This window comes from Desulfonatronum zhilinae (assembly GCF_900182865.1).
Taxonomy (GTDB): domain Bacteria; phylum Desulfobacterota; class Desulfovibrionia; order Desulfovibrionales; family Desulfonatronaceae; genus Desulfonatronum; species Desulfonatronum lacustre.
The window spans coordinates 115,245-139,864 of the sequence record NZ_FXUJ01000001.1 but is presented as its reverse complement, the minus strand read 5'-3'; the positions used below and the strand labels follow the sequence as shown (position 1 = coordinate 139,864).

22 protein-coding genes are annotated in these 24,620 nt (G+C 56.8%); 13 read left to right on the top strand and 9 right to left on the bottom strand.

Translation table 11 applies throughout. From position 1 onward, the window contains the following. Positions 1–12 precede the first annotated feature (12 nt). The 4 genes from AC559A_RS00630 to AC559A_RS00615 all read left to right on the top strand — a co-directional run bounded on the left by AC559A_RS00630 (position 13) and on the right by AC559A_RS00615 (position 3,417). Complete coding sequence (locus AC559A_RS00630) at positions 13–1,332, top strand: NfeD family protein (RefSeq protein ID WP_498815558.1); 1,320 nt, start codon at positions 13–15, stop codon at positions 1,330–1,332. A 4-nt stretch (positions 1,333–1,336) separates the two neighbouring features. Further along, positions 1,337–2,077, top strand: coding sequence for a slipin family protein (locus AC559A_RS00625; protein ID WP_035261866.1), 741 nt, complete (start codon positions 1,337–1,339; stop codon positions 2,075–2,077). Between the two features lie 44 nt (positions 2,078–2,121). Next, entirely contained in the window at positions 2,122–2,418 is a 297-nt protein-coding gene (locus AC559A_RS00620) for a GAK system XXXCH domain-containing protein (RefSeq protein WP_028572957.1), read from the top strand. 204 nt (positions 2,419–2,622) lie between these two features. Next, on the top strand, positions 2,623–3,417 hold the full coding sequence (locus AC559A_RS00615) for a ParA family protein (protein ID WP_028572956.1): 795 nt from the start codon (positions 2,623–2,625) through the stop codon (positions 3,415–3,417). A gap of 348 nt (positions 3,418–3,765) precedes the next feature. Here the strand turns inward: AC559A_RS00615 and AC559A_RS00610 are convergent, their stop codons facing one another. Continuing rightward, positions 3,766–4,224 (bottom strand): hypothetical protein, encoded by a 459-nt coding sequence (locus AC559A_RS00610; protein ID WP_245590066.1) that lies wholly within the window; start codon positions 4,222–4,224, stop codon positions 3,766–3,768. A 61-nt stretch (positions 4,225–4,285) separates the two neighbouring features. On the opposite strand from AC559A_RS00610, the gene AC559A_RS00605 reads away from it, so the two are divergent. Beyond that, positions 4,286–5,176, top strand: coding sequence for a ParB/RepB/Spo0J family partition protein (locus AC559A_RS00605; protein WP_028572954.1), 891 nt, complete (start codon positions 4,286–4,288; stop codon positions 5,174–5,176). 10 nt (positions 5,177–5,186) lie between these two features. After that, positions 5,187–6,245, top strand: a complete 1,059-nt coding sequence (rfaE1, locus tag AC559A_RS00600; RefSeq protein WP_498815555.1) for a D-glycero-beta-D-manno-heptose-7-phosphate kinase — start codon at positions 5,187–5,189, stop codon at positions 6,243–6,245. 28 nt (positions 6,246–6,273) lie between these two features. Here rfaE1 and AC559A_RS00595 read toward each other — a convergent pair whose 3' ends face one another. Both AC559A_RS00595 and AC559A_RS00590 read right to left on the bottom strand, forming a co-directional pair. Beyond that, positions 6,274–6,702, bottom strand: coding sequence for a GtrA family protein (locus tag AC559A_RS00595; RefSeq protein WP_498815553.1), 429 nt, complete (start codon positions 6,700–6,702; stop codon positions 6,274–6,276). 111 nt (positions 6,703–6,813) lie between these two features. Next, on the bottom strand, positions 6,814–7,614 hold the full coding sequence (locus AC559A_RS00590; RefSeq protein ID WP_028572951.1) for an ABC transporter permease: 801 nt from the start codon (positions 7,612–7,614) through the stop codon (positions 6,814–6,816). 332 nt (positions 7,615–7,946) lie between these two features. On the opposite strand from AC559A_RS00590, the gene AC559A_RS00585 reads away from it, so the two are divergent. From AC559A_RS00585 to AC559A_RS00575, 3 genes are read left to right on the top strand one after another with little or no spacing between them, the layout of a single operon-like run. Further along, positions 7,947–10,514 (top strand): hypothetical protein, encoded by a 2,568-nt coding sequence (locus AC559A_RS00585; protein ID WP_498815551.1) that lies wholly within the window; start codon positions 7,947–7,949, stop codon positions 10,512–10,514. A 34-nt stretch (positions 10,515–10,548) separates the two neighbouring features. Continuing rightward, positions 10,549–11,676 carry a glycosyltransferase family 4 protein gene (locus tag AC559A_RS00580; protein ID WP_498815549.1) on the top strand — a complete coding sequence of 376 codons (1,128 nt, stop codon included), beginning with the start codon at positions 10,549–10,551 and terminating at the stop codon, positions 11,674–11,676. Between the two features lies 1 nt (position 11,677). After that, positions 11,678–12,616, top strand: coding sequence for a polysaccharide deacetylase family protein (locus AC559A_RS00575; RefSeq protein ID WP_028572948.1), 939 nt, complete (start codon positions 11,678–11,680; stop codon positions 12,614–12,616). Here AC559A_RS00575 and AC559A_RS00570 read toward each other — a convergent pair. The 6 genes from AC559A_RS00570 to AC559A_RS00545 all read right to left on the bottom strand — a co-directional run bounded on the left by AC559A_RS00570 (position 12,562) and on the right by AC559A_RS00545 (position 20,077). Then, positions 12,562–13,542, bottom strand: a complete 981-nt coding sequence (locus AC559A_RS00570) for a lysylphosphatidylglycerol synthase transmembrane domain-containing protein (RefSeq protein WP_498815547.1) — start codon at positions 13,540–13,542, stop codon at positions 12,562–12,564. The two genes, AC559A_RS00575 and AC559A_RS00570, sit on opposite strands and share 55 nt — an antisense overlap. A gap of 45 nt (positions 13,543–13,587) precedes the next feature. Then, complete coding sequence (locus AC559A_RS00565; RefSeq protein WP_498815546.1) at positions 13,588–15,768, bottom strand: LamG-like jellyroll fold domain-containing protein; 2,181 nt, start codon at positions 15,766–15,768, stop codon at positions 13,588–13,590. A 67-nt stretch (positions 15,769–15,835) separates the two neighbouring features. Continuing rightward, on the bottom strand, positions 15,836–16,855 hold the full coding sequence (locus AC559A_RS00560) for an NAD-dependent epimerase/dehydratase family protein (RefSeq protein ID WP_498815545.1): 1,020 nt from the start codon (positions 16,853–16,855) through the stop codon (positions 15,836–15,838). A gap of 104 nt (positions 16,856–16,959) precedes the next feature. Then, positions 16,960–17,796, bottom strand: coding sequence for a class I SAM-dependent methyltransferase (locus AC559A_RS00555; protein WP_498815543.1), 837 nt, complete (start codon positions 17,794–17,796; stop codon positions 16,960–16,962). A 63-nt stretch (positions 17,797–17,859) separates the two neighbouring features. Then, positions 17,860–19,314 (bottom strand): B12-binding domain-containing radical SAM protein, encoded by a 1,455-nt coding sequence (locus tag AC559A_RS00550; RefSeq protein WP_498815541.1) that lies wholly within the window; start codon positions 19,312–19,314, stop codon positions 17,860–17,862. 199 nt (positions 19,315–19,513) lie between these two features. Continuing rightward, on the bottom strand, positions 19,514–20,077 hold the full coding sequence (locus tag AC559A_RS00545; protein ID WP_028572942.1) for a metal-dependent hydrolase: 564 nt from the start codon (positions 20,075–20,077) through the stop codon (positions 19,514–19,516). 322 nt (positions 20,078–20,399) lie between these two features. Between AC559A_RS00545 and AC559A_RS00540 the strand changes: the two genes are divergently transcribed. The 4 genes from AC559A_RS00540 to AC559A_RS00525 are packed head-to-tail and all read left to right on the top strand — an operon-like array spanning position 20,400 to position 24,567. Further along, positions 20,400–21,176: an acyltransferase gene (locus tag AC559A_RS00540; RefSeq protein WP_035261860.1), complete on the top strand. Its 777-nt coding sequence runs from the start codon at positions 20,400–20,402 to the stop codon at positions 21,174–21,176. 52 nt (positions 21,177–21,228) lie between these two features. Next, positions 21,229–22,290 (top strand): SGNH/GDSL hydrolase family protein, encoded by a 1,062-nt coding sequence (locus tag AC559A_RS00535; protein ID WP_498815540.1) that lies wholly within the window; start codon positions 21,229–21,231, stop codon positions 22,288–22,290. Beyond that, the gene (locus tag AC559A_RS00530) at positions 22,280–22,735 is read left to right on the top strand and encodes a hypothetical protein (RefSeq protein WP_028572940.1); all 456 of its coding nucleotides are present in this window, start codon (positions 22,280–22,282) and stop codon (positions 22,733–22,735) included. The genes AC559A_RS00535 and AC559A_RS00530 overlap by 11 nt, the downstream gene beginning before the upstream one ends. Beyond that, positions 22,735–24,567 carry a carbamoyltransferase family protein gene (locus AC559A_RS00525; protein ID WP_498815538.1) on the top strand — a complete coding sequence of 611 codons (1,833 nt, stop codon included), beginning with the start codon at positions 22,735–22,737 and terminating at the stop codon, positions 24,565–24,567. The genes AC559A_RS00530 and AC559A_RS00525 overlap by 1 nt, the downstream gene beginning before the upstream one ends. Positions 24,568–24,620 lie beyond the last annotated feature (53 nt).

The following is a 24,620-nucleotide window of genomic DNA, read 5'->3' as shown; positions in this document are numbered from 1 at the left end:
GCGAGCCCCCTTATGAGACATGCGCTCTTATTCTCTTTATTCCTTGTTTCGCTTTTATTGTTTCCCGGCGCTCCTGTTTCGGCCAATGACCGCTTTCCGGTCCATGTTCTGAAGATTCAGGGTTCCATCAATCCCGCGCAGCAAGATCTTCTTGAGGAGGCGATAAACCATGCCTTCAAGGAGCAAGCCCAACTGTTCGTTCTTCAACTGGATACGCCGGGAGGTCTTGGAGAGACCACCAGAAACATGGTCAAACAGATTCTGAACGCTCCCTTGCCGGTGGCCATCTGGGTCGGTCCCGACGGCTCACGCGCGGCCTCGGCCGGAGTCTTCCTCGTCGCCGCGTCAGCCATTGCCGGGATGAGCCCCAACTCCAACATCGGGTCCGCCCGCCCCGTTGGTGTCGGAGGAGAGGATATCCCAGAGGCCATGGCCGACAAAATACTCAATGATTTCCTAAGCTTAGTTCGCGCATCCGCCCAGAGTCGCGGGAGAAACGTCGACTGGTACGTCAGCGCGGTGAAGGAAAGCGCCAACCTGACGGGAACCGAGGCAGCCATGCTTCGCGTGGTGGACCTCGTTGCGGTCAGTGTTCCTGACTACGTCGAGCAGATCGGCATTCGCGGCTTTGAGTGGCACAATGAGCGAGTCTATTTCAGTATCGACGATGTCGCGTTTGTCGACTTCGAGCCAGGTCTTTGGTATTCCATTCTAGCTTGGATGCTGGATCCCCAGATCGCCTATTTTTTGTTGATGGGCGGGTTGGCGGGGATTTTTTTCGAGTTGACCAATCCAGGCGCGATTTTCCCCGGCGTCCTCGGCGGCCTTTGCCTGCTCCTGGGTCTATACGCTTTATCCATTTTACCGACCAATGTCGCCGGTCTCCTGCTGATCCTTTTTGGTCTGATGCTTTTTGGACTCGAATTGATGATCTCAAGCTTCGGACTCCTCAGCCTGGCCGCCGTGATTTCCATCTTCTTCGGATCGGTAATCTTGTTTCGGTTTGAGTACGGGATTGGAGGAGTCCCCATGCCCAGCATTATCGTTACGACCATCGGTATTTCCGCGTTTGTCGGCTTCTGTTTGTACCTGGTCGCAAAAGCCCATCGCAACAAACCGTTCAGTGGACCCCACCAGTTGATTGGTCAGACCGCGAAAGTCAGACACTGGTCAAAGGACCATGGCGTCGTCCACCTGCAAGGAGAAACCTGGACGGCTGTCAGTGAAACCCCTTTGTCCTTGCAACCCGACGACTTGGTTTCTGTTTCCGAAGTCGACGGGCTTGTTCTCCACATTATCCCAACGTCAACACACAACATGTCAGGAGGATGATTTCATGGGTGCTTTTTCTTCTTTTCTCCCGTTACTGCTTATTGTCGCTTTTTTTCTTTTTTCAGCGATTCGAATTCTCAACGAATACGAGCGTGGCGTCATTTTTCGATTAGGTCGGTATGTCGCGACAAAGGGCCCCGGTTTGATCATTTTGATTCCTCTTTTAGATAAGATGGTCAAAACAAGTCTGCGAACTGTTGCCATGGACGTCCCCCACCAAGACGTCATCACCAAGGACAACGTCAGCATCAAAGTCAATGCCGTCATCTATTTCCGTGTCATCGAACCGTCCAAATCCGTTTTGGCCATTGAGGACTTTCTGTTCGCGACCTCTCAGCTCTCTCAGACGACCTTGCGCAGCGTCTGCGGCTCCGTTGAACTGGACCAGATTTTGTCCCAACGCGAAGAAGTGAATATGCAAATTCAGTCGATTTTGGATGCCCAGACAGATGCATGGGGCATCAAGGTTTCCGGCGTTGAACTGAAACATGTCGACCTGCCAACCGAAATGCAACGAGCCATGGCCAAGCAAGCCGAGGCTGAGCGTGAGCGTCGCGCCAAGATCATCAATGCCGAGGGTGAGTACCAGGCTGCTGAAAAATTGACCCAGGCCGCCGAGATCATTTCCCGCAACCCAGAAGCGCTTTCGTTGCGATACCTTCAGACAATGCGAGAGATGGCAGCTTCCGGACAAGCGACGATCTTGCCTATTCCCCTTGACTTTCTGAGATTGAATCGTCAGTAGTCAGAGCAAGTATTTCCGATTAACCTCAACACTTTGTTCATCCGATGAATTTTCCAGCGCTAAAATCCCAAATGCACGATCTGTTTTCAGTGATTATGCAGGCCGCGGATTCCGGTGAATTGCCTGCATTAAAAGAAGTCACCTCCTTTTTGCAAGCAACTGAGAAAATGGCCATGAACGCGAATGAATCGTGGCATTCCGAAGCGGAAGACTTTCTCCACTTGACTCGCCAATTGCACATGGTCGTCAAGAAACACAACGTTCAAGAAGCCGTTCTTCTTCTTGACGCTCTTCGAGATGCTCAAGAATTCTGTCATCGGTCCTTCAAGCCGGAGGGTTAATGTTTCACGTGAAACATTAACCCTCCGTGCTCCATGCACACCAAGAGTTGCCAACTATCCATAGCTGTTCAGCAGTTTTGCGTTTTTGGGTGCCCTCATTCTCCGGCCCTGTCGTCTCGCGGTTCGAAGTCGATACGTCATGCCGGGGGCTGGTCGGCCGTCCGCGCTGGGAATGGCATATGGTAAACATTTAGTAGGTATGACGTGGCTGAAGTCATAGTGCTTGCGAATCAGAAAGGTGGGGTGGGAAAGACGACCACCGCTGTGAACTTGGCGGCATGCCTGGCCGTGATGGAAAAAAAAACCTTGCTGATTGACTGCGATCCTCAAGGGAATGCCACCAGTGGAGTAGGCTGGGACAAGCAGGCGGGTCGGGACGATCTCTATTCCGTCTATTTCTCCGCTCAGGATTTTCATAAGGCCGTTCATGCAACGAACTTCCCATATTTATCCGTGCTCCCCGCCACATCGGACCTCGTGGGCGCGGAGCTGGAGCTGGTTGAAAAAGAAAATCGTGAATTTTTTTTGCGTGACGGGATTAATTCCCTGAGGCACGATTTTGACTTTATCGTTATTGACTGCCCCCCGTCGCTGGGCCTGCTGACGGTGAACGCACTCTGCGCGGGTCGTCACTTGGTGGTGCCGATGCAGTGCGAATTCTACGCTCTGGAGGGAATGGCCCAGCTGATGCGGACTTATACGTTGGTCCGTCAGCGATTGAACGCGGAATTGGAGTTGTTGGGCGTTGTGCTGACCATGCACGACCCTCGCAGTAATCTGACCAAGGATGTGGAAAGCGAGGTGTGTACCCACTTTCCCGATTTGGTGTTCTCGACGACGATCCCTCGTAATGTTCGGCTCTCCGAAGCCCCCAGCCATGGCCTTCCGGTGATCAGTTACGATATCAAGTCCAAAGGTTCGCAGGCATATCTCAAGTTCTCGGAAGAATGCTTCGGTCGGCTCGAAGAGAAAAGAAAACACGGCGCAGGGCACGGTTAAGGAAAAACTCTCTGTAACTACTCAGCCAAGGCCCTGCTTTCTTGATTTACGGTCTCGTAAGCTCCTTCGCCGACTTCGCAGATCGAGCCATTGCGTGAATAAACAGCATGCGGCGCTTCAAATTCCGGCAATGGTACGAAGACCGAATCCTGGCTCAGTCAGGTTTGCGAGGCCGCAAAATCAAAGCAAGCCAGGCCTGGCCAGTTTCTGCCTTTCATCAGAATTTTGCTAAATATTACGATTTTTTTTCGTGGAAACGAAAAACGGCCCGACACCCTGGTCCTCAAGATGAGGGCCAGGGTGTCGGGCCGTTGGCATTGCCGTACGGATTGAATGCGACAAGGGGGATTATCTTGCGCCCGGCGGGGTGCAGCTTACGTCAATGGCATCCTTGAAGTGATTTTTGCGTATCCGGGCTTGGCATTGGCAACATTCAAAAGATACCAAGCCTCCGAGGTTGGCCGCCTTGAGCAAGAATTTCCGTGGAGCATCCTGTCTCCAGTCCAGCGTTTGATTGTCGCAGAGTCGACAATGGACGTCCATATCAACGGGATAGGGGAAATCCCAGCATGAGACGAGCATCTCCCAGTCGCTGATGGGCTCCTTGAATCCCTGAAGTTTGGAAGCCGGGCGATCCAATGTGCTTCGTATCTTCTCGTCCAGTTGCTCCCACAGGGCAAACGGGATAAAGACACCAAGCGGTTTGCCTTGGGCGTCGAAGGCGTGAACAATGTCGTTAGAGGGCATGCTGTCTCCTGTTTTTGGTAAGAATCTATTAATGGTTTCATGCAGTTCAAGGTTGCGCAATATGTCCGCGCTTATGAAATGATCCTTGTTCGCGCGATGTCAAGGTGGAAGGAGGAGGTTCATGGCTGTACGGGGGTTGGGTAAAGGACTCGGTGCGCTGCTGGGCGACACGGGGCGGAATGAAAACCAGAACGGACGCGACGTGATGTTGATCAACGTGGATAGCCTGAGGCCGAACCGATATCAACCGCGCAAATACTTTTCAACCGAATCCCTGGAGGAACTGGCTGCATCAATCAAGGCGCAAGGGGTTTTGCAGCCGATCCTCGTTCGGCCTGGGAAAAATCCGGACGAATATGAACTGGTGGCCGGGGAGCGGCGGTGGAGAGCGAGCAAGCTCGCCGGGCTGCGACACATACCGGTGATCATCAGGGAGCTTGGGGACAAGGAAAGTCTGGCCCTGGCTCTGATCGAGAACGTCCAGCGCGAAGACCTCAATGCGTTGGAACAAGCCCAAGCCCTCCAGCAGCTTCAAGTTGAATTTCAAGCCACGCAAAACGAGCTCGCCGAGCGAACAGGGCTCAGTCGGCCCCATATCGCGAACTTACTCCGCTTATTGCAACTCCCGGAACATATCCAAAAGGACATTCAAGAGAAATTCTACACGGCTGGACACGGGCGGGTACTGGCGGGGATCACGAATCCGGAGAGTCAAATAACGCTACGGGACAAAATTGTCGCCGACGACCTCAGTGTTCGCGAGTGCGAACGTCACGCCGCCTACTGGAAACAGCATGGTCGCTTCGGGTTCCAGGCCCGGCAAGCGCCAACAAAACCGCTGAGCGAAAAGAACGAACAAATGGCCAGATTCGAGGAGATGATCGTCCGTGAAATCGGGCTGAAAGGGGTGAAGCTCCGTGGAACGGAAGAAAAGGGAAGCATGACCATGCGCTATGGATCCAAGGAAGAACTGGTCAGGTTACTGGGAAAACTGGGAGTTGAGGCATTATGAGTGTCTTGCCATGAATGCGTCGTTTTCAAACACATTTTACAACCCGGAAGACTTGCTCGCGAACATCGACCGCTTAGCCGGGAACACGGTGGTCATTGTCGGCGACGTTATGCTGGATGAGTACATATTCGGCGCCGTCGAGCGGATTTCGCCGGAGGCCCCGGTGCCCGTCGTCCGGATTGAAAGCGAGGAATATCGGCTTGGCGGAGCTGGAAACGTCGCGAAAAACATTACCGCCTTGGGAGGGCAGGCCCAGCTGTTCGGTTTTTTGGGAAGCGACGGTTCCGGTGAGCGGATGCGCGAGATGTTTCGGGAACACGGAATCCAGGACAAGTGCATTCAAGAGTGTCAGCGTCCCACGACCCGCAAGACCCGGATCATCGCCCAACAGCAACAGATCGTCCGGGTTGACCGGGAATCCGTCTGCCTCCCTTCGACGGAGGGTTTGGACGACCTCCTGCACGGCGTCGACGAGGCGCTCGAAAAGAGCAGGGTGCTGATCGTTTCCGATTATGGAAAAGGCTTGGTTTCCGGGCCGGTCATGGACAGGCTGCGAACGATCCGTGAGTCGATGGCCCACAAGCCTCTGATCATCGTCGATCCGAAACCAAAGAATTATCCCGTGTACCGCGGAGTCGACCTGCTCACGCCGAACACCAGGGAAGCCGGGGTCGAAAGCCTTGTGCGTCACGACGGCGCGGGGGGCGACAGTCTGGATGATGTTTTCGCGGCGGGAAAACGTCTGATGCGGGAGCTGGAAAGCCGGGAGCTGCTGATCACGTTGGGAGCCAAGGGAATGTTGCTGTTCCGCTCTCCCTCTCAAGCCGTCCACATCCCCACGGCCGCCAGGAAGGTCTATGACGTGACGGGCGCCGGGGATACGGTCATCGCCGTGCTGGGATTGGCCTTGGCAGCAGGACTGAAATCCCTGGAAGCTTGCCTCCTGGCCAACTACGCGGCCGGAGTCGTGGTCGGACAGATCGGGGCCACGGCGGTTCTACCGGAACAGCTCCGAGAAGCCGTAAATTCATGGCCACTGTCAACTATTCGTGAAATATCAATGAGGTAACGTCGATAGCTAGGGGGGAGAGCGGATTTTACAGACAAACGGTCTTGAAAACGAAATGTTTTCGGGCCAGATAGTTCCAGCCGAAAACAAGCCCAATGGCGGCGATTTTGGCCAACATCATGTCCCGGTGCAAGATGTCCACGCCGATGTAAAGGATGATCTGGTTCAGCAGAAGACCGAAGACGCTGACCAGGTAAACCCAGGCGAACTCCTTTTTTCCACGAAACCGAACACCGCTTACGAAGACATAACGAATGGATAAGAGATAGTTGAAAATGGCGGCCACAGTGAACGCGCCTGCCCCCACGAGCAGGTAGTTAAATCCCAGAAGCCACGCGAAAATGAAGAACAAGGAAAGATCAACGACGGCTGCCGCACCGCCGACGAAAAAATAGCGGACAACCTTGAACTCCAGACAGTCTGCGAACAACTTCGGCAAACAAGAGGTTTTTTGCATTCCGTTCTCACATGACGAGGTATACCGCTCTCACTAAAGCTTCCGAGGTATCGGCTGCAATGGAACGAAGTTGCGGTGACAAATGCTTACCAATGCGGCAACATGTTCAAATTAAACGTAATCAGCAAAATTACGTTGCGCGGACTGAAAAATCCGGTACGCGAAATAGAGGAAAATTATTGGCCAAACTAAACCAAGAACGACCCCCCAGGACCAGAAGAAAACACTTTCCGGCAAAAGCAGGGCCCGATACATCGTAATGATGGAAGCCATTGGATTTAAGAAATAGAGATTACCCAAAAAAGGAAACTGTTCAAGAATAGGCTGAATGAAGGTGAGATTATAAATTGCCGGTGTCATAAAGAACCAAGCCGTCAAAAGTAGATTGACGAGATGTTGGATGTCTCTGAAATATACGTTGGCCGATGAAACAACTAAAACCATGCCTAAGATAAACAATGTTTGATACAAGACAACTAGAGGCATTGCAAACAAGCCTATCCCAAGCATACTTCCTTTCCAAGCTAGCACAAAAATCAAAAGAAATAATTGGACAAATATTGTCAGTACATAATTTATCAAATTTCCGGCAATAACGGATAGCGGCAGAATAACGCGTGGGAAATAGACTTTTTTTATGAGAGTTGCATTTCCGGTGATGCATGACATGCCTCCGGATATGCTCTGTGCGGTAAATTGCCAAGCAAAAACACCGATGATCACGTCCTCAGTTGGAACTCCACGACCTACAAGCAGCCTTAAAAAAAACATGTAAATTATTGCCAGAAAAAGAGGATTAAGGATACTCCACAAAAAACCTAACACGGAATCCTTGTATCGACCTTTTAGCTCTCTTTTTACAAGATTTAAAAGAAGATCACGATGCTGTACAATTTTTGCAGTAAAAATCATAATTTTTCTTTGCTTGTTGTTAGATTTAATGACGCTTATTCCGAATGCTAACAGCATATATAGAGTAAAAAAATATAAAAGCTACAGCGCTATCAATTAATAGTTGCGTGACTGTACGCTGTCATTTTTAGCATATACGGTGGCAAAGTGTTCGATGCAAAACTTGTCAATAAAACGGGCAAGGTCACACCGTCAATCAGTGCCGGTCAACGAATCGGATTCGAGATCAATTTTCCAGACAATTCGGCGGGAAATCTCTGGACGGGATTTCTCGTCGAGACCTGGACGGGGGCGATCCCCGCAAAGCCGTGAAACATGGTTGAGAGGAGATCATGAAGATACGACTATTGCTTCCCTTGAGCCTGATGCTGGCCTTACTGGCCTGGGCGGCCCTCTCTTGGCCTTTGCCGCTCCATGTGACTTCCGCGGTGACCGTTTCCTCCCACGGCGGAGACGGTGATATCCAGCCCATGATGCCCAGTGACGCATTGCAGTTGCTCTACTACTACCAACTGGTCAAGGAATGGGTCACTGGAGCCACGCCGATATTCTACAACCTCTATGAGTTCAATGTCGGGAACGACGAGGAGCGTTACTTCCCAGGCGGATACTATCTGCCCTTCTCGCTGATTTACGCCCTGGGGGCTTCTTTGTTGGGACAGGCCTTCGGGATGAATCTGGCGGTAATTGTTTCACTATGGTTCACCGTCCTGGGGACTTGGCTGCTGGTACGCCGCTACGTGGAGGACGAATGGATCGCGGCGCTATTCGGAGTCTTCGCCATCGTGCTCCCGTACCGCTGGATCACCCAGTTCGACGCCAGCCCCACCGGCTTTGCCATGATGTGGGTTCCGTTCATTTTCCTGGGATTGGACAAAGCCGTCCGGGACGGCAGTATCCGAGGCGGTTTGCTCAGCGCCGCGACACTCATGCTGGCTTACGTTGGCGACGTACACGTCTTTTTCTTTAGCGTTCTAGCCACGCCCGCCTGGTGCTTGCTGGCTCTGACCATGAAATCGTCCATTCCGGGGAGATGGTCGCACCGTTTCCTGACACTGTTCAAAGCATTGCTACCCGTGGCGGTTGGGGCGGTGCTGGTCGTCTTCGTGGTTCGGTTCCAGTCGGCGATGCTGGAAGAAACGCATATGGCCGGAGGGAGAAGCCTCGGCGAGGTAAGGCTGTTTTCTCCAACCAAGGATGGTTTTTTCGAGTGGAAACCGAGTACTGCCTCCGCCCAGGTCTATCTGGGCTGGCCCTTGGCTGGCCTGTTGGCGGCTGGAGGCTTGGCAGCATTCGTGTTGGCGGCACGACGACCGCGGCATGAGTCACAAAGGCTGTTTTATTGGAGCCTGTTGATGGCAGGAGCGGCCTTGGCGGCAATTCTAGCCTTAGGCCCGCATGGATTAAGACATGGCGGCCTTTTCGGGCTCGTTCGGGAATTGATTCCGCCGTACGCCATGATCCGCCAAGCCGGAAAAATTTTCTGTCTGATGCCGACGTTCATGGCAGTGGCCGGTGCACTATCCCTAAGTGCCCTGATTCGCGTCGCACCGCTTGGTCCATGGTGGCGGACGTTTTGCCTGTGCGCATTCAGTGCCGTATTAATAATAGGATATACGGTTCTCAGTTCGCCCGTTTTGACTCGGCTTCAAGAAACTCAAGGGGCCTACTTGGCAGTGGTTGAGGACGCCCAAGCCCAGGGCATGGTGCCTCGCGCAGTGGTGGTGACCCTGTGGCCTGGAGACAGCCATTTAGCCTCGGTTTACCAACACTTCGCCTTGGCCCATCACGTGAGGCTCGTCAACGGATACAGTCCGGCCTTCTCCAGTGCCTATTTCGAGAACGTATTCCTGCGCTTTTACAATATCAACCAAGGATACCTCGAGGATGAGCAGATTGACACGTTTTTGTCCTGGGGCGTCGGCCATTTAATCCTGCATGAAGACATGTACCCGGAAAAGGTGGCACCATTTCCCGTGACCTTTGCCATCCGGGGCTTTTTGGAGCATCCCAGGCTACAATTTCTGAAACAGGATGGGGCTGTTTGGGCCTTCAGAATGCTGGAAAAGCCACGCTCGGACAGCGCTGACTCGTTGGTGCGATTCCCGTTCGTGAAGACGTGGAATGCCTTTTTATCGGCCCGACATTGGGAGATGGAGCGCTCCAGGATAGAAAACGCCGAACATGTTGAGGACTTCGCCGCCAGTGGAGGCGCTTATTTGGCTATGAACCGACCGGATGCGGTGGTGAATCTGTCACCGACCGGGGTGCCGCCTGCCCCTGAACTACGCTGGTTGATCCGGGCCAGAGGAGAGGGAGAGCTTCAGGCACAGGTCCATGAAAACGACGAGACAATGTTCATTCAAACTGTGGCGGTGCAATCATCCGACTGGGTATGGATTCCGATTTACGCTCCGGTCTCGTCATATGCGGAAATTGGCCTTCGCCTGGAGCATGTTGCGGGCGCGGTGAACCTTGACTCTGCCTTGTTGACTGCTGGAAAGTGGCTGTTTCTGAAGCCGGGAGAGTCCCTTAAGATACCCGCGCCCAGTTTTTTCCATGCCGGATTCACTGACCTAGGATCGGGGCACTTGGTTTTCCGCCGCGAGTACGAGCCGCGGCGGGTTATTTTCTATGGGCCTAAAATGCCTTTTGCACCAGGAGAATACGATGTGCGCTTTTCCTTTGATTCTTCGGCTGACGAAGGCGTTGTACTCGGCATGCTGCATGTGGAAACGGATTGGAACGCGAAACAGGGCCCGGTCTACCCTGTGGTCGCCGGTCGACCTCTATACGTTCATCTGGACGTGACGAACAACCTCCCCGTTAATCTCTTGTTCGACTACTTCGGCAACGCGGACATGACCGTGGACCATGTCGAATTTACCCGGAAGCGGTAGGTCTGGGTTAAACGCCACAGGAAAAGGATCACCCATGCGGCTGCTGTTTTTGAGCGACCACCTTGGATACGCCGACGGTATAACAACTGGTGCGACGACGTATTTCCTGACGGTGCTGCCTGAACTCACAGCCCAGGGAATCGATGTCCAGGCCTGTTTTTTGCGGGAACGGCACTCCGTGGCCGAGGCTCTCGAAAACAAGGGCGTCCAGCCGGTTTTCCTGAACCGCGGCAAATGGGACCCCTGTGCTCTGTTCGACCTGCTGCGGATGATCAACCGGGATCAAAGCGATATCGTACATGCTGCCGGAATGAAGGGGATTCTTCTGGGCCGGGCGGCCGGACGCATCCGCGGACGCAAGGTCATTACCCACCTGCACGATACCAGCATACCCGGGACCATGTTTCGACTGCTCCACCAAGCCATGGCCGAATGGACGGACCGGTGCCTGGTGATATCGGAAGCCGTGGGCAAGCTGGCGCGGGAGCGGTTCGGTATTTCCCCGGATCGGGTGACGGTGCTCTACAACGGGATCGATCTGGAAAAATACCGAAATACCGCCTCGGACGCACGGGAGCGCATCCGCATGGAGTTCAGACTGCCGACAACCGCTCCGGTGCTGGCCGTCATCGGCCGCCTTTCACCGGAAAAGGGGCAGGCGTTTTTTCTACCCTGGCTGCCGGAACTGTTGCGAACGCATCCCGAGGCCCAGGTCCTGATCGTCGGTGAAGGACCCACCAAAGCGGAATGCGAGGCCATTCTGAACAAGAGCGGCACATCGGCGTCCGTGCGGTTCACGGGACAGCGGTCGGACATCCCGGACATCCTGGCGGCCGTGGACGTGTTGGTGATTCCGTCCTTGATGGAGGGGCTGTCCTTCTGCGCCCTGGAGGCCATGGCCGCCGGGCGACCGGTGGCCGCGTTCCGGGTCGGCGGCATACCGGAGCTGATCAGCCATGACCGGACCGGAGTCCTGGCACCGGAGCGGGACGGTGCGGCCCTGGTGAGCCAAATCCGGCGTCTTCTGGATGACGAGGGTTTGCGATCATCCGTTGTCGCGGAGGCGCGGACGTTCGTCCAGCGCTTTTCAATCCAGTCTCATGTTCAGGACTTGATCGCCGTCTACGGACAGGTCTTGAAGTCCGCGCACCGAGGCCGATGACATGCTGCGCCGCCTTCGTTCCACCTGGGAAAAAAACTGGCCGGAAATCCGCTGCGCCGCCACGGGATCGGTCCCGGATTTCGTCCTGGCTCGCGTCCCCAAGCAGAGAACGGATGCGGTCCCGGTTTTCTGCTATCACGACGTGGTCGGCCCGGAGCTGCGTCAAGACCTCGAATATCTCCGTCAAAACGGCTACGCGACACTGATCGCCGACGAACTTGTCGCGTTTCTGCGCGGAGAATTCAGCCTCAGCGGTCCCAGCGTGGTGCTCACGTTTGACGACTGCTCGCGCAGCTTGTTCCAGGTCGCCCTGCCCCTCCTGGAGCGTCACGGCTGTCGCGCCGTGGCCTTTGCCGCGCCCAAATTTCACGATCTGGCCGAAGAGGTCGTGGGCGATGAACACCGGCCTTGCACCTGGAAGGAGTTGCGGGTGATGCGGCGTTCCGGATTCGTGGACGTCCAGTCGCACAGCCTGGAGCATCGGTATTTTCCGCGCTGGCCGGAGCCGGTGCCTCTGTGTGGAGCGGATGCGCGGATGAACGAGACCGTGGCTCGCGGACCCGCGCGGAACATGGACGAGGATTTACGCCTGGCCAGGGAAATCCTGGAAGCGCGGCTGGGCAGCGGGGTCAGACACCTGGCCTTCCCCATGTACGATGGGACCGGAGAAGCGCTCAGAATCGGACGAGAGGTCGGGTATCAATCCTTCTGGTGGGGCGTCCTGCCGGGCCGACCGACCAATTGTCCGGCGCTTTCCACCGGCAACCGGATGAATGATCCCACGGATCACATCGTGCGGATCAGTGCCGAGTTCCTGCGCAGACTGCCTGGAGAGGGACGAATTTCGTTGGGGAGCATTCTGCGCGCCCGGTACGGACGGACGTTTCAGCGCTGGATGGGTCGCCCGACTTTCCCACCCACCAATCCTCCGCGAAGATAGAAATAGAGTCCGGGCAGGCTTGCGACACGGACAACGACGTGCTCCAGGATGGAAATGGCCAGGGCGGCAGGGCCGCCAACGCCGATGCCGCGAAGAAAGAAAAAATACGCCCCTTCCTGGAGACCCAGCCCACCGATGGAAATGGGCAGCATCAGGGCCACCCAGACCAACGGAAGGACCATCGCCAGGAGGAATGGATCGACGGAAATGCCCAGGGCCACGGCCTGTGTATAAACGATAATGATGCGCAGAACGATCATCAGCCCAAAGATGGCAACGTTGGTGATGAGCGCCCGTTTATGATCCTGGTAAGCCAGAAGGCTGGTATAGAACTCCTTGAGTTTGCCGGTGATCTTCTCCCCGACGGTTCGGCGCAGCAAAGGCGCGACCCACTTGTTCAAGGTGGGGAGCGCAAGAATCAGGACCACGCCGGTAACACCGAGAAACAGGATGGGAAAGACAACGGCCATGGGCCAGGGCAGATACTCGCCGGCGGCCACAAGAGCAACGACTGCCCCCAGGAAGAGGTGGATGAAGACGGAAATGGCCCGGTCCGCCGCCGAAGCGGCCACGGCCTGCACCGGCTTGGTGCTGCACTTGGAAATGGCCACCATGCGCAGGACGTCGACACCGACGGAAGACGGCAAAAACAAGCCGAAACAGCCGGAAGTCATCTGGATGCGGAACAGTTGCCACAGGGTGAGGTCACTGCCGTGGGCGATGAGCAGAACCTGCCATTTCCAGGTGCTCAGCAGGCGCTCCCCAAGTACCAGGAGCAGCAATACGGCGAACATCTCCCAGCGCAAACCGACCATCAACCGGGCCATTTCGGAAAGATCGATGGTGTAGGCCAAGGCCGCCAGGAGGCCCAGACTTAACGCAACCCGGAAAAAGAGTTTCAGATGATCCCGATAAGGACTGTTCAAAATGCCGTCCGTTGTGAATGGGAGATGTGACGGGACATCCGTGCCTCAACTCTGAACATCGTAATACAGGGGCAAAAGAAAATCGTGCCCTTCCAAGGAAATCTTCTCGCCTTCCAGCTCGGGCCGGTCATCGAAAAACTCCAGACGGAGCTGGAAAACATCGCCTTGCCGCCGGGGGGCGGTTTCCAGGACCCGGCCATCCATGATCACCCAATGGGCGATGAGGATCTCCTGTCCGTGCGCCTCCCCTTCCAGAACCTCCTCCACGGCATAACGGTTCACCAGCAAGGCCCGTTGATAGGGCGCGACCGCCTCCACCGTAGGCACGGGCAGCGCTTCCAGGAGTCGAACCCGGGCAACCAACACCTCGGCAGGAGCTCGATCCGCGACGCGGGCTTGGGCTTCCGAGTAACGCTGGGCCGCTTTCTCCGGGGTCAAGACCTGATTGTAAATGGCCACGCCTTCCAGTTGTCCGGCCCAGAACCGCCCTCCCCTCCACTCGTCTCCGAACAACAGATGTTGCGGCGACCATGTGCCGAATCCGCCATGAACGGCATCAGAGGAAAAGACATGTTGGCCGTCGGCATACGCGGTTACCAGTCCGTCCGCGTAGGTCACGACGACGTGGGTCGGTTCTCCGGCAGTCAGCGGCAGCAAATCCAACTCCGGCGGAACGGCGTTGGGTCCGGTCCGTTCCGTGCGGAGCCGCAGGACCAGCCGGTCTCCGGATTGGCCGAGGGTGACGTTGCGAGCACTTGGTCCCGAGGAAAAGGTGATGATCCTCGCCGGTCCGGACTGGTCCGGCAAGGACGGCGTGATAACGGCCTCAATGGTCAGTTGATTGGTATTCCGAAGGGCTGAGAGAATGTCGTCTGTCTGCTCCAGGATAAAGTGCCCTCCCCGGGACGTGTCCATGGCGAAATACCTGGTCAGCCTGGCCGTGCCGCGCGGTTCGAGGTGGGCGTCGCGGTACCGGTTGCTTTTGGAGTCGAGGACGCTGGAACGAGCGGCGTTCTCCCACCAAAAGACAAGGCCGTTGTCTGGAGCTGGCGAGGATGCGGCAGCGCTGTGCTCTGAGATATTGGTTCGAGCCGGAGCATCTGTTGGAGCTTCAGTTGGAGCATCAATTGGAGCATCTGTTGATTCGGCTCCGGCGGCCCAGGCCTGGATCATCTCCAGGCCGGAGGCCACCCAGACGTCCGGGTAGTAGTCCGTCAAGGTATCGTCAGTCAGACGGTGCCAAGCCTCCACGGTAGTGAAATCCTCGCTGAAGCGGCCGATATGCAGGGAAACCTCCGGCCCGCCGGTACGAATCCGGTTGCCGCCGCCCCCGCTGATATACGGCCCGGTGACCACCAGAAACCGGGGATGGTTGGACCAGCGCGGATGATAGACCTCGTAGCCGTCGATGCCGGGAGCGGTGTTGATGGGCATCTGCCAGCGGAGTTCTGTGCCGTATCGCTGCATGGTCAGGTTGCGGTGCGATCCGTCGAAGACCCAGAACAGGTACTGGTCGTCCGGTGAGATGGACGGCCAGCAGCCTTGGGCCAGCCTGTCCCAGGTCCCCTCGGTCAGTCGCGCCACACCGGCGTGGGGCCAGGGAAAGGTGCCTCCGGCCATCTTGCCGTCGATGGAAAGCTGAACCTGGTCCTCGGTCACCGGGGTCTGGTCCCAGACAAGATCCCGGACTCCGGGATCATCCAGGCGGACCCGCTCCATGCGTTGCCTGGTAGGGGCCCGGTTCCCATCCTGTCCGATTCCGACGTACAGCCATTCGTGACCGGTAAAGGGGTCCATCCACACGGCCAAGCCCGTGCCGGAAGTCACTTCGCGCAGCCCTGAGCCGTCCCAGTTGACGATCATCACGACGTCCCGGGTACGATCGGTATAAACCACCCGATCGCCGCGCGGGGTGATGTACGGCTTGGCGAAATTAGCCGGCCCATCCAGGATAACCCGCTGACCATGGCCGTCCCGTGAATCGAAACCCATCAGGCGCAGGTTGTCGCCCTGGGCCCCAGGGTTCCCACCTTGGCCGAGATCCTGAACCCAGACGACCCGTGTGTGGGCGCCGGTCAAATCCTCGATCCGGTCAATACGTGCATCCGAGGTACTGTTCGCATTGGCAGACTGGTCCTCCCGTGTACAGCCGAAGGACACGACAAGTATCAGAATCAGTAACCCGACAATGGTCGATGGCATTGTGAAAGAAATGTATTTGGTCATGGTGCGAAACCCTCCTTGGATGACACAGGAGTATGCCCCAGGAACGGAGAGTCAATGCCGAAACAACTCAAGCCTTCAACCAGCCCTGCTCCGCATACCAGCGAGCCGTTTCCAGAATGCCGTCCTTATTGGCGTGTCGAGGCACATAGCCGAGCATGGTTTTAATCTTGGTCACGTCGAAATGTCTGTCCTTGGAGTAGAAAGCCACCCGGCGGCGGTACAGCGGGGGCTCTATGCCCAGGGGGCGGCAGATGCGCTCGCAAATGTCCGCGGCAAGGAAAAAGGGGCTGATGGGCAGGCGAACAACTCTCAGCTTTCTGCCGAAATGTTCAGCGACGATCCTGGCGATATCCGCCACGGCGATGGGTTCTTCGGCCCCGGCAATGAAGGCCTGGCCCAGTGCGTCCGGATGGGTGGCCGAGACCAGGGACACGTTGGTCAGGTCATCCACATGCACCAGATGGTACATGCACTTGCCCTTACCCAGGAGAAGAAACACGGGCTTGAGGGCCATCCGGAACAGCTTGAGCAAGCGGCGGTCGCCGGGGCCGTAAATGGCCGCGGGCCTGATCACCGTATACGGCAGTTTATGCTCCGCGGCATGGGCCCGGAGCCACAGTTCGGCCTCCAGCTTGGTCTGCTGGTACTCGTCGTCCGGATCGAACGGAGCGTCCTCGGTGGCTGGAGGTTCGGCAATATGCCCATGGACACCGATGGTGGAAAAATGGACAAAGCGCTTGAAATGCGGATTTTTTAGAGCCTCGCGGGCCAGGACTTGGGTGGACCCGACATGGACGTTCCAATAATCCTGGTATGAGCTGCGGGCCTGTCGAAAAGCGGCCGCGACATGAAAGACATACTCTTGCCCGGCCATGGCCTGGGCGATGATCCGTTCATCGAACACCTCGCCCCTGAACCACGAAACGTCCAAATCCTTGAGCGGTTCCAGATTGGAACTGCTCCTGGCCACCGCGCTGACCTTCGCGCCAGCCTCGACCAGCTTGCGAGTGAGCACGATCCCGGTAAACCCCGTCGCACCGGTGACGAGAACCGGGGTACCCGGTGGTATTTGACAAATGTTGTCCATGAACAATCTCATTCTTCGTTTCTTCAGTGGTGGCAAACGGCAACACTCTTCAGTTAAAAAAACAATCGCCGCATTTCAAGATGGATTACAATGACATTTCAAATTCAGAGCTTCTTGGCCTCAATGAAAATATACCCGCTTTCATCAGCAGGAAGCAGCGCCCGGGTCGACTCGAAACGCTTGCGAAACAGATGCTCGTAACACGCCGCGACGCGATTGCGCCAGGTTGGATACGAAATGTATCGCAGCACCCCGTTGACGCGCAGTGGGGTCCAGGCCAGAAAGCTCCAGAACGGTGTATCGGCCAGGGAGAGAAACCCGTGGCATTGACGAATGACGAATCCCCCCCGGACGAGTTGCGACTGCCACTCCTTGGGGCTGAACATGTGGGTCTGCATCATCCGGGTGTTCATGGAATCGGCGTAGCGGCGGGCCAGACAGTCCGATCCGGCGCGTCGGAAAAGACGCGTCAGCCAATAATGTTGGTCGTAACGATCCGTGCAGACCGAGGCGTAGAAGGTTCCTCCCGGCCGCAGGACGCGATGGAACTCGGCGATGGCCTCGTCCAGTCCAGGATGAACGGCGAACAGGCTGGCGTTGGCCGTGACGGTCTGGAAGGAATCGTCCGGGAACGGCAGGCTGGTGGCGCTCCCGTGGAGCATTTCTCGATACAGGGATAGGGCCTCGGGTCCGGCCGCGTCCAGAGCGCCTTTGAGCAATTCGATGCCCACCAGGTGATCAGGCCTGCCGAACGCATCGCTCAACAAAACGCCGAACCCGCCGTCACTGCATCCCACGTCCAGCACGGGGGAGGCGAGTTCCACGCTGGCCGCTTGATAGGCGCGCAACTGCAGGGCATTAAAAAAAGCCGCCATGGGCTTGAACCAGTAGCGGCGGCAGGAAAGCGTCAGCATATCCGTCTGATGGGCGGTAATGTGCATGGCAAAAAGCTCGCTGGTTGTTTTAGACAGGAAGCGACGCACGCTGCCGGGTGGATTGGCGGGCTAATACGTTTTTCCGAGCATGCGCCGAACTTTATAGCCCATGAGATCCCAAAGGTATCCCAAAAAGCCGATCTCGCCGCTACTCATCTTCAGGCGGAAAATGTGCGTATATCCTTTGAACGCCCGGTAGATCACGTTGAAAGCGATATTCCCGGGCCAGCGAATCAGCTTGCGGGACAGGTTCATCAGGAAGGGAAATTCGATGACCAGGGCGAAAAACTTGTGCAGGTTCTCGAACTCTCGTTTCGTCATCCCTGTGTTGATGGGCGATTCCACCTGATAGGACGCGTGCTGTTGATGCGCCGGGTCGAGATAGCCCTTTTCGATGCAATAGGCGTGCATCTCCGTACGAGGGTAGGGCTGAAAAATGGAGACCCAGGCATAGGAAGGTTTGACCAGAATATTCAGTTGAATGGTCTCGTAGGCATTTTCAAGGGTCTCGTCCGGCAAGCCGACCATGTTCTGGGTCATGATGGAGATGCCGTACTTGTGGAACAGGCGGGCCGCGTTGAGGATCTGCCCGTCGGTCATGTTCCGCTTGAGCACGTTCTTGCGGATCGTCTCGTTGCCGCTTTCCACGCCCATGGCGATGGTGATGCAGTTGGCCTCGCTCAAGTACCGGACCACTTCTTCGGTCACCAGATTGGCCCGGACATAACAGATCATGGGCAGGCCGATCCGGGCCTTGTAGGCCGCGGAGAACTCTTTGAGCCATCCCTTGTTCATGATGAACAGGTCGTCATGGAAGTAGACGATTTTCAAGGGATAGTTGTCCCGGACATGTTCCACTTCGCGGATCACGTTTTCCACGCTGCGCAGCCGGCAGTACTTCCCCGGCCCGGCCTCTTCCTTGTACAGCCGTTTGAGCATGTGGTTGAAGCAGTAGGTGCAGTCGTAGGGGCATCCGCGACTGGAGAGAAAGTGTTTCGTGCTGCTGTTGGCGTAGGCGTAGTACTTCAAAAAGGAGTCCCGGTCCGGATAAGGTAGCGAGTCCAAGTCCTGAATCAGCGGACGCATTGGGTTCTTGACCACCTGGCCGCCCTTCTTGACCCACAGGTTGCGGATTCCGGAGTAGTCCTCGCCCTTCTGAAGGCAGTCCAGCAGATCCACGATGGCCTCGTCCCCCTCGCCCCGACAGATTATGTCCACCTCGGGTTTCTCGATGATTTCGGGAAAGAAGGTCGGATGCGGGCCGCCGACGATGGACAGAAAGGAAACGTGCTTGCGCAGCCGTCGGATCAGTTCGAGGTAATAGTCTTCCGAGCCGCTGGTCAGCGAAAAGCCGATCACGTCCGGCCGGTATTCCTTGACCGCCTTGAACAGGTCCTTTTCCAGGTTGGTCAGCATCAGGTCCGCTTCGTGGCCGCCCTGTTTCACGCTGGCGATCAAACACATGATGCCCATGGGATCGGTGATGTCCAGGGACGCCGTGCGGTAAATGAACAAGCATTTCATATCAAACACCCGTTGAGCGACGTAACGCGGTTCCAGTGTGACGACCACGGCGCGAGGAAGCACCCCGGTGAACAGGGACCGCGATGTCCGCGATCTTAAAGGTTGATCCGGTTCGGACCGGGAAGAAAATAAATCGGTGCGTTAATGTTCACGGCCTTCCGCCAAGCCTGCACGGCGGCCGATACACCCTGGAAGTTGGTCATGATTTTAAGGAAATAGGCTCAAGAACCCGACGGAGCAGTCGGAAGCGAAAATGGGCCAAAAGCAGAAAGCCCGCGATAATCGCCAATTCAGTGCCGATGGTTATCAGGTGGTGCAGGGAGAAAAGGCCATCGGAATGCCGTACTCCGTAGAATATAGCCACGGGCGCGGAAAAGCGCTCGTCCGTGAACGGCCACAGCAGTTTCACCCCGGGCCCGTGGGTCGCGGCGTCCATGACCAGGTGCAGGCCGTAGGAAACCAAAGCCAACGAAGCTATACGCCGATAGCTCCACCAGTCAAGAAACCGCCTGAAAAACAACCAAAAAACTCCTGACGTGAGCAGGCAGGCGACGACCCCGAAAAACAAACTGTGGGTGATCTGATTATGATAAAGAGCCATGTTTCCGGCAAGGAATCCGGGGATGGCGTCCATGTCCGGCGCAAGGGAAAAGAAAAGAGAAGATCCCCAGATCCATCGCCGGGAGAACGGATCGCCGACATTGCGAGTGCAAACGGAGGCGACGGCCGCTCCGGCGGCAAGGTGGGCGAGGGGTGAAGGCATGATCCAGCGTTTCCGGGAAACGACCGCCGTGAATCTTGTATTCTGATTCGTTTTCTGGCATGTCGTTCTGCTTTGCGCGGCGAAACAAGTGCGCCGGTATGCACCGCGAAGACGGAAGGCGACGTAACGGCGCTTTGCGGCGGTCTGAGTCACGGCTCCTTACCCGAAGCGAACGCTCCAGGCAACCCGCCCCAAGGTGCCCGGAAGCACTCCCTGAATCTCCATTTGGTTCATCAATTCGTATCATGTCCGCCCTCCACCGCCTCGCCACGAGCGAAGCTTAGGAAAGACACCTCTGCGGCATGAACAACCACAAAAAAGAATGACCAACCCAACTCCCCAGACTCCTCCCGTCCGGCCCACCCTGGCGGCCCAGCTCAACGACGCGTCTTCCTCCCCCCTGCGCTGCTACGCCAGAAAGGTTCTCGGCGACGCGGGTCCGTTGTCCCTGGCCTATTACGAACTCGTCAACCTGCTGTTTTGCAACATGCCATCCAGCCTGGGTTTTTTCCTGCGCCGAACGTTTTACCGCCGCTTGTTTCGATCCGTCGGCCGCGGCCTGATCATCGGGCGTGGCGTGAGTATTCGCCACCCCGGTAAAATTACCCTGGGCCACAGGGTCGCCGTGGACGACAACGCCCTGCTGGACGCATCCGGTTTGGATAGCGAAGGAATCTTCATTGGTGACGAGGTGATCGTTTCCCGCAACTGCATGGTCCAGGCCAAGATCGGCTCCACCACCATTGGTTCGCGCACGGAAATTGGTGCCAACACGATCATTTCATCCATCTCCAGGGTTGAAATGGGAAAATTCGGTCTGATCGGCCCGCATTGCCTCATCGGCGGAGGAAACTACAAAACAGACAGAACGGACATTCCGATGATGGATCTGGGCTGGGCGTCGCGGGGGCCCGTAAAGGTGGGAGACGACGTCTGGATGGGAGCGGGGGTGGTCATTCCGGATGGGGTCCGCGTTGGCACTGGCTGCGTCATCGGCGCCGGGGCCGTGGTTTCCAAGGACCTGCCCGACTATGCCGTGGCCATGGGAGTCCCGGCCAGGATCGTCCGCTACCGCCCCAAACCGGGACACCAGGAGTGATCTCCATCATTTCCTTCACGTTTGACATCCTTGAACCGTCAAAGCTTTCCTCATGCATGCATTTTCCAAAAAACTGTTGTTGAGCCTGGTCACCTTTTTGATCGCCGTCTGCGTGATGGAAATCGCCCTGCGGCTTATCTGGAAGAACCCCTACCAGAAGACCTATACTGCGGAGGTGGTCGACCTGAGACTGCTGACGCCCCTGCTTGATCGGACGTTGAATCGGGCATGGCTTGATCCCGACGATCCCTTTGTGGACTTCCGGACTGACGAGCGCGGCTACATCCTCCCCGTGGACCAGTTTACCGCCCCTGACGTCACCATCGCCTTTCTCGGCGGCTCCACCACGGAATGCCGGTACGTCCGTCCCGAACTGCGCTTTCCGGCGCTGGTTTCCAACGTGCTGCAAGAACAAGGCATATCCGCGAACATCCTGAACGCCTCCCGTTCCGGGAACACGTCCCATGACAGCATCAACAACTATTTCAACCACGTCGTGCAGGACAAGCCGGAAATCGTGGTGCTGATGCACGCCATCAACGATCATGGGCTGCTGGCCAAGGACCCGAACTACGCCACCCGAAGCGGCGAAGTGGTCACCACACCCAGACAAGCCAAGTGGCTCCTGCTGAACTTGAGCACCAGGTCGCATATTTTCGGTTTGCTGCGCGAAGTCGAATATTGGCTGGTCCCGCGACACCGGCAGGTGGGCATGGTCACCTCTTCCGCCGGGGCATCGGTGGATACGGAACCGTTCGCCGACAGGCTGAAGGTCTTCGTGACCATGGTTCAAAGCTTCGGTGCCCAGCCGGTCCTGATGACCCAGCCCCTGGCCGAGGCGACCACCGAGTTGACTCCCGACTGGGCGGACAGTCTCAACCAGAAACGGTTTAACGAGGTCATCCGTACCGTTGCCGAGTCCATGAATGTTCCGCTCGTGGACTTGGAACGACGCCTTGAGGAGCACGCCGATTATACCGCCAATCCATTGACCTACCTGTACGACGGTATCCATGCTTCCGACACGGGCTCTCGGTTCTATGCCCGTGAAATCGCAACCATCCTCACTCCGCTCATCCGGGAGATGAGCCACAAGGCCCACCATGACCAATGACACCCGACACGACCCGGCACGGCACGGCGCGGCGTGCAAAACCGCTGACCCCAACGCCCCGGCAAGTCACCGCCGGGTCCGCGTCCTGATTCAAATTCTGATCATGACCCTGGCCGGAACCATCGTCTATTTTCTCTTCGGCCATCGGATCATCGCCGGGATCATCTGGTTTCTGGCCTGTCTCCTGCTGTTCGGATTCCTGTTTTCTCCGACCATCGTCAACGGCTTCGAGCGCTTCGGGGCCTGGCTGGGTCAGTTCGTCGGCACCGCCCTGACGTATATCCTCTTGGTACCCATGTTTTACATCGTTTTTACCTTCGGACGCCTGGTGATCACGTTCCTGGGGCGCGACCCCCTCCAGCGCAAATGGAAACCCGAGGCCGAAAGCTATTGGGAAGACCGGAAGGCCCCCTTCGACGCAACCCACTTCAAGAGGCAATACTAATGGCTGCGATTCTCGGCATCAGCGCCTTTTACCACGATTCCGCCGCGGCCCTGATTCGGGACGGCGAGATCATCGCCGCGGCTCAGGAAGAGCGCTTCACCCGGATCAAGCATGACTCTGATTTTCCGTTCAACGCGGTCAAGTACTGCCTGGAAGAGGCAGGTATTCGAGGCTGCGGTCTGGACGGGGTGGCGTTTTACGACAAACCCGTGACCAAATTTTCGCGTATTTTGGAGACCTACTTCGGCGTCGCGCCCAAGGGCGTCCAATCCTTCGTGATGGCCATTCCATTGTGGCTGAAGCAAAAGCTCTGGATCCCCATGCAGATCGAGTCCGCGTTAAAGCGCCTGGGCTGCGACTGTCAGAATATCTTCTTTCCGGAACACCACGAATCCCACGCGGCCAGCGCTTTTTTCCCGTCGCCCTATGAAGAGGCCGCCGTGCTCACCCTGGACGGGGTGGGCGAGTGGGCCACCAGCACCATTGGCAAGGGCAGCGGCAACCGGCTCGAAATTCTCAAGGAACTCAGCTTCCCTCACTCCCTGGGGCTGCTCTACTCGGCCTTCACCTACTACACCGGGTTCAAGGTCAACTCCGGGGAGTACAAGCTGATGGGTCTGGCTCCCTACGGGGAGCCGGTCTATCGGGACAAAATTCTGGACAACCTGCTGGATCTCAAGGAAGACGGCTCCTTTCGCCTGAATCTGGACTACTTCGGCTACCTGGACGGCCTGACCATGACCAACAAGCGCTTCGACGTCCTGTTCGGCGGCCCGCCGCGCAGTCCGGAAAGCGAGATCACCAAGCGGGAAATGGACCTGGCCAGCTCCATCCAGATGGTCACCGAGGAGATCGTCCTGCGCATGGCCCGGTACGCCCGGGAGGCGACGGGATGCAAGTACGCCTGCATGGCCGGGGGAGTGGCCCTGAACTGCGTGGCCAACGGCAGATTGCTGCGGGAAGGGATTTTCGAGGACATCTGGATTCAGCCGGCCGCCGGCGACGCGGGGGGGGCCCTGGGCGCGGCCCTGGCCGTCTGGCACATGGGCCAAAACGGGAAGCGCCGGGTGATGCCCGGCAGGGACGCCATGCGCGGCTCGTATTTCGGCCCGTCGTTCCCTGACCCGGTGGTCGAAAAATTCCTCGCCGACAACGGCTATCCCGCGGAACACGTTCCGGACCCGGAGCAACGGGCCAAGCGGATCGCTGAGCTGGTCGCCGATGAAAACGTCGTCGGCCTGCTCCAAGGTCGAATGGAGTTCGGCCCGCGGGCCCTGGGCAACCGCTCCATCATCGGCGACGCCCGCTCTCCCAAAATGCAATCCATCATGAACCTGAAAATCAAGTACCGGGAGTCCTTCCGCCCCTTCGCCCCGTCCTGTCTGGAAGAGCGGGTCAGCGACTTTTTCGAGCTGGATCGCCCCTCGCCGTACATGCTCCTGGTGGCCCAGGTCCAGAAGCACCGTCAGGTCCAGACACCCAAGGAAACGACCCTGAACCTGCACGACCAGATCAACCAGACCCGCTCCGACGTTCCGGCCATCACCCATGTGGACCACTCGGCACGGGTCCAGACCGTGAACAAGGAGACCAACCCGGCCTACCACGCCATCATCAAGGCCTTCGAGGATCTGACCGGATACGGGATCATCATCAACACCTCGTTCAATGTCCGAGGCGAACCCATCGTCTGCACCCCGGAGGACGCCTACCGCTGCTTCATGCGCACGGAAATGGACTATCTCGTGCTGGAATCCTACATCCTGAGCAAAAAGGACCAGCCTGAATGGAAGGAAACCGACGATTGGCGCAAGGACTACGTACTGGATTAACGGACGTTTTGTCGCGTCAATTGCCCCGAATAATCACACATTTTAATTGAATA

Bases quoted from the DNA above. Each gene is read 5' to 3' on its own strand.
- AC559A_RS00620 (WP_028572957.1), top strand. From the start codon at position 2,122: ATGAATTTTCCAGCGCTAAAATCCCAAATGCACGATCTGTTTTCAGTG.
- AC559A_RS00555 (WP_498815543.1), bottom strand. From the start codon at position 17,796: ATGCACATTACCGCCCATCAGACGGATATGCTGACGCTTTCCTGCCGC.
- AC559A_RS00525 (WP_498815538.1), top strand. From the start codon at position 22,735: ATGGCTGCGATTCTCGGCATCAGCGCCTTTTACCACGATTCCGCCGCG.
- AC559A_RS00540 (WP_035261860.1), top strand. From the start codon at position 20,400: ATGACCAACCCAACTCCCCAGACTCCTCCCGTCCGGCCCACCCTGGCG.
- AC559A_RS00565 (WP_498815546.1), bottom strand. From the start codon at position 15,768: ATGACCAAATACATTTCTTTCACAATGCCATCGACCATTGTCGGGTTA.
- AC559A_RS00595 (WP_498815553.1), bottom strand. From the start codon at position 6,702: ATGCAAAAAACCTCTTGTTTGCCGAAGTTGTTCGCAGACTGTCTGGAG.
- AC559A_RS00550 (WP_498815541.1), bottom strand. From the start codon at position 19,314: ATGAAATGCTTGTTCATTTACCGCACGGCGTCCCTGGACATCACCGAT.
- AC559A_RS00605 (WP_028572954.1), top strand. From the start codon at position 4,286: ATGGCTGTACGGGGGTTGGGTAAAGGACTCGGTGCGCTGCTGGGCGAC.
- AC559A_RS00630 (WP_498815558.1), top strand. From the start codon at position 13: ATGAGACATGCGCTCTTATTCTCTTTATTCCTTGTTTCGCTTTTATTG.
- AC559A_RS00530 (WP_028572940.1), top strand. From the start codon at position 22,280: ATGACCAATGACACCCGACACGACCCGGCACGGCACGGCGCGGCGTGC.
- AC559A_RS00590 (WP_028572951.1), bottom strand. From the start codon at position 7,614: ATGATTTTTACTGCAAAAATTGTACAGCATCGTGATCTTCTTTTAAAT.
- AC559A_RS00560 (WP_498815545.1), bottom strand. From the start codon at position 16,855: ATGGACAACATTTGTCAAATACCACCGGGTACCCCGGTTCTCGTCACC.
- AC559A_RS00585 (WP_498815551.1), top strand. From the start codon at position 7,947: ATGAAGATACGACTATTGCTTCCCTTGAGCCTGATGCTGGCCTTACTG.
- AC559A_RS00580 (WP_498815549.1), top strand. From the start codon at position 10,549: ATGCGGCTGCTGTTTTTGAGCGACCACCTTGGATACGCCGACGGTATA.
- AC559A_RS00575 (WP_028572948.1), top strand. From the start codon at position 11,678: ATGCTGCGCCGCCTTCGTTCCACCTGGGAAAAAAACTGGCCGGAAATC.
- AC559A_RS00625 (WP_035261866.1), top strand. From the start codon at position 1,337: ATGGGTGCTTTTTCTTCTTTTCTCCCGTTACTGCTTATTGTCGCTTTT.
- AC559A_RS00535 (WP_498815540.1), top strand. From the start codon at position 21,229: ATGCATGCATTTTCCAAAAAACTGTTGTTGAGCCTGGTCACCTTTTTG.
- rfaE1 (WP_498815555.1), top strand. From the start codon at position 5,187: ATGAATGCGTCGTTTTCAAACACATTTTACAACCCGGAAGACTTGCTC.
- AC559A_RS00545 (WP_028572942.1), bottom strand. From the start codon at position 20,077: ATGCCTTCACCCCTCGCCCACCTTGCCGCCGGAGCGGCCGTCGCCTCC.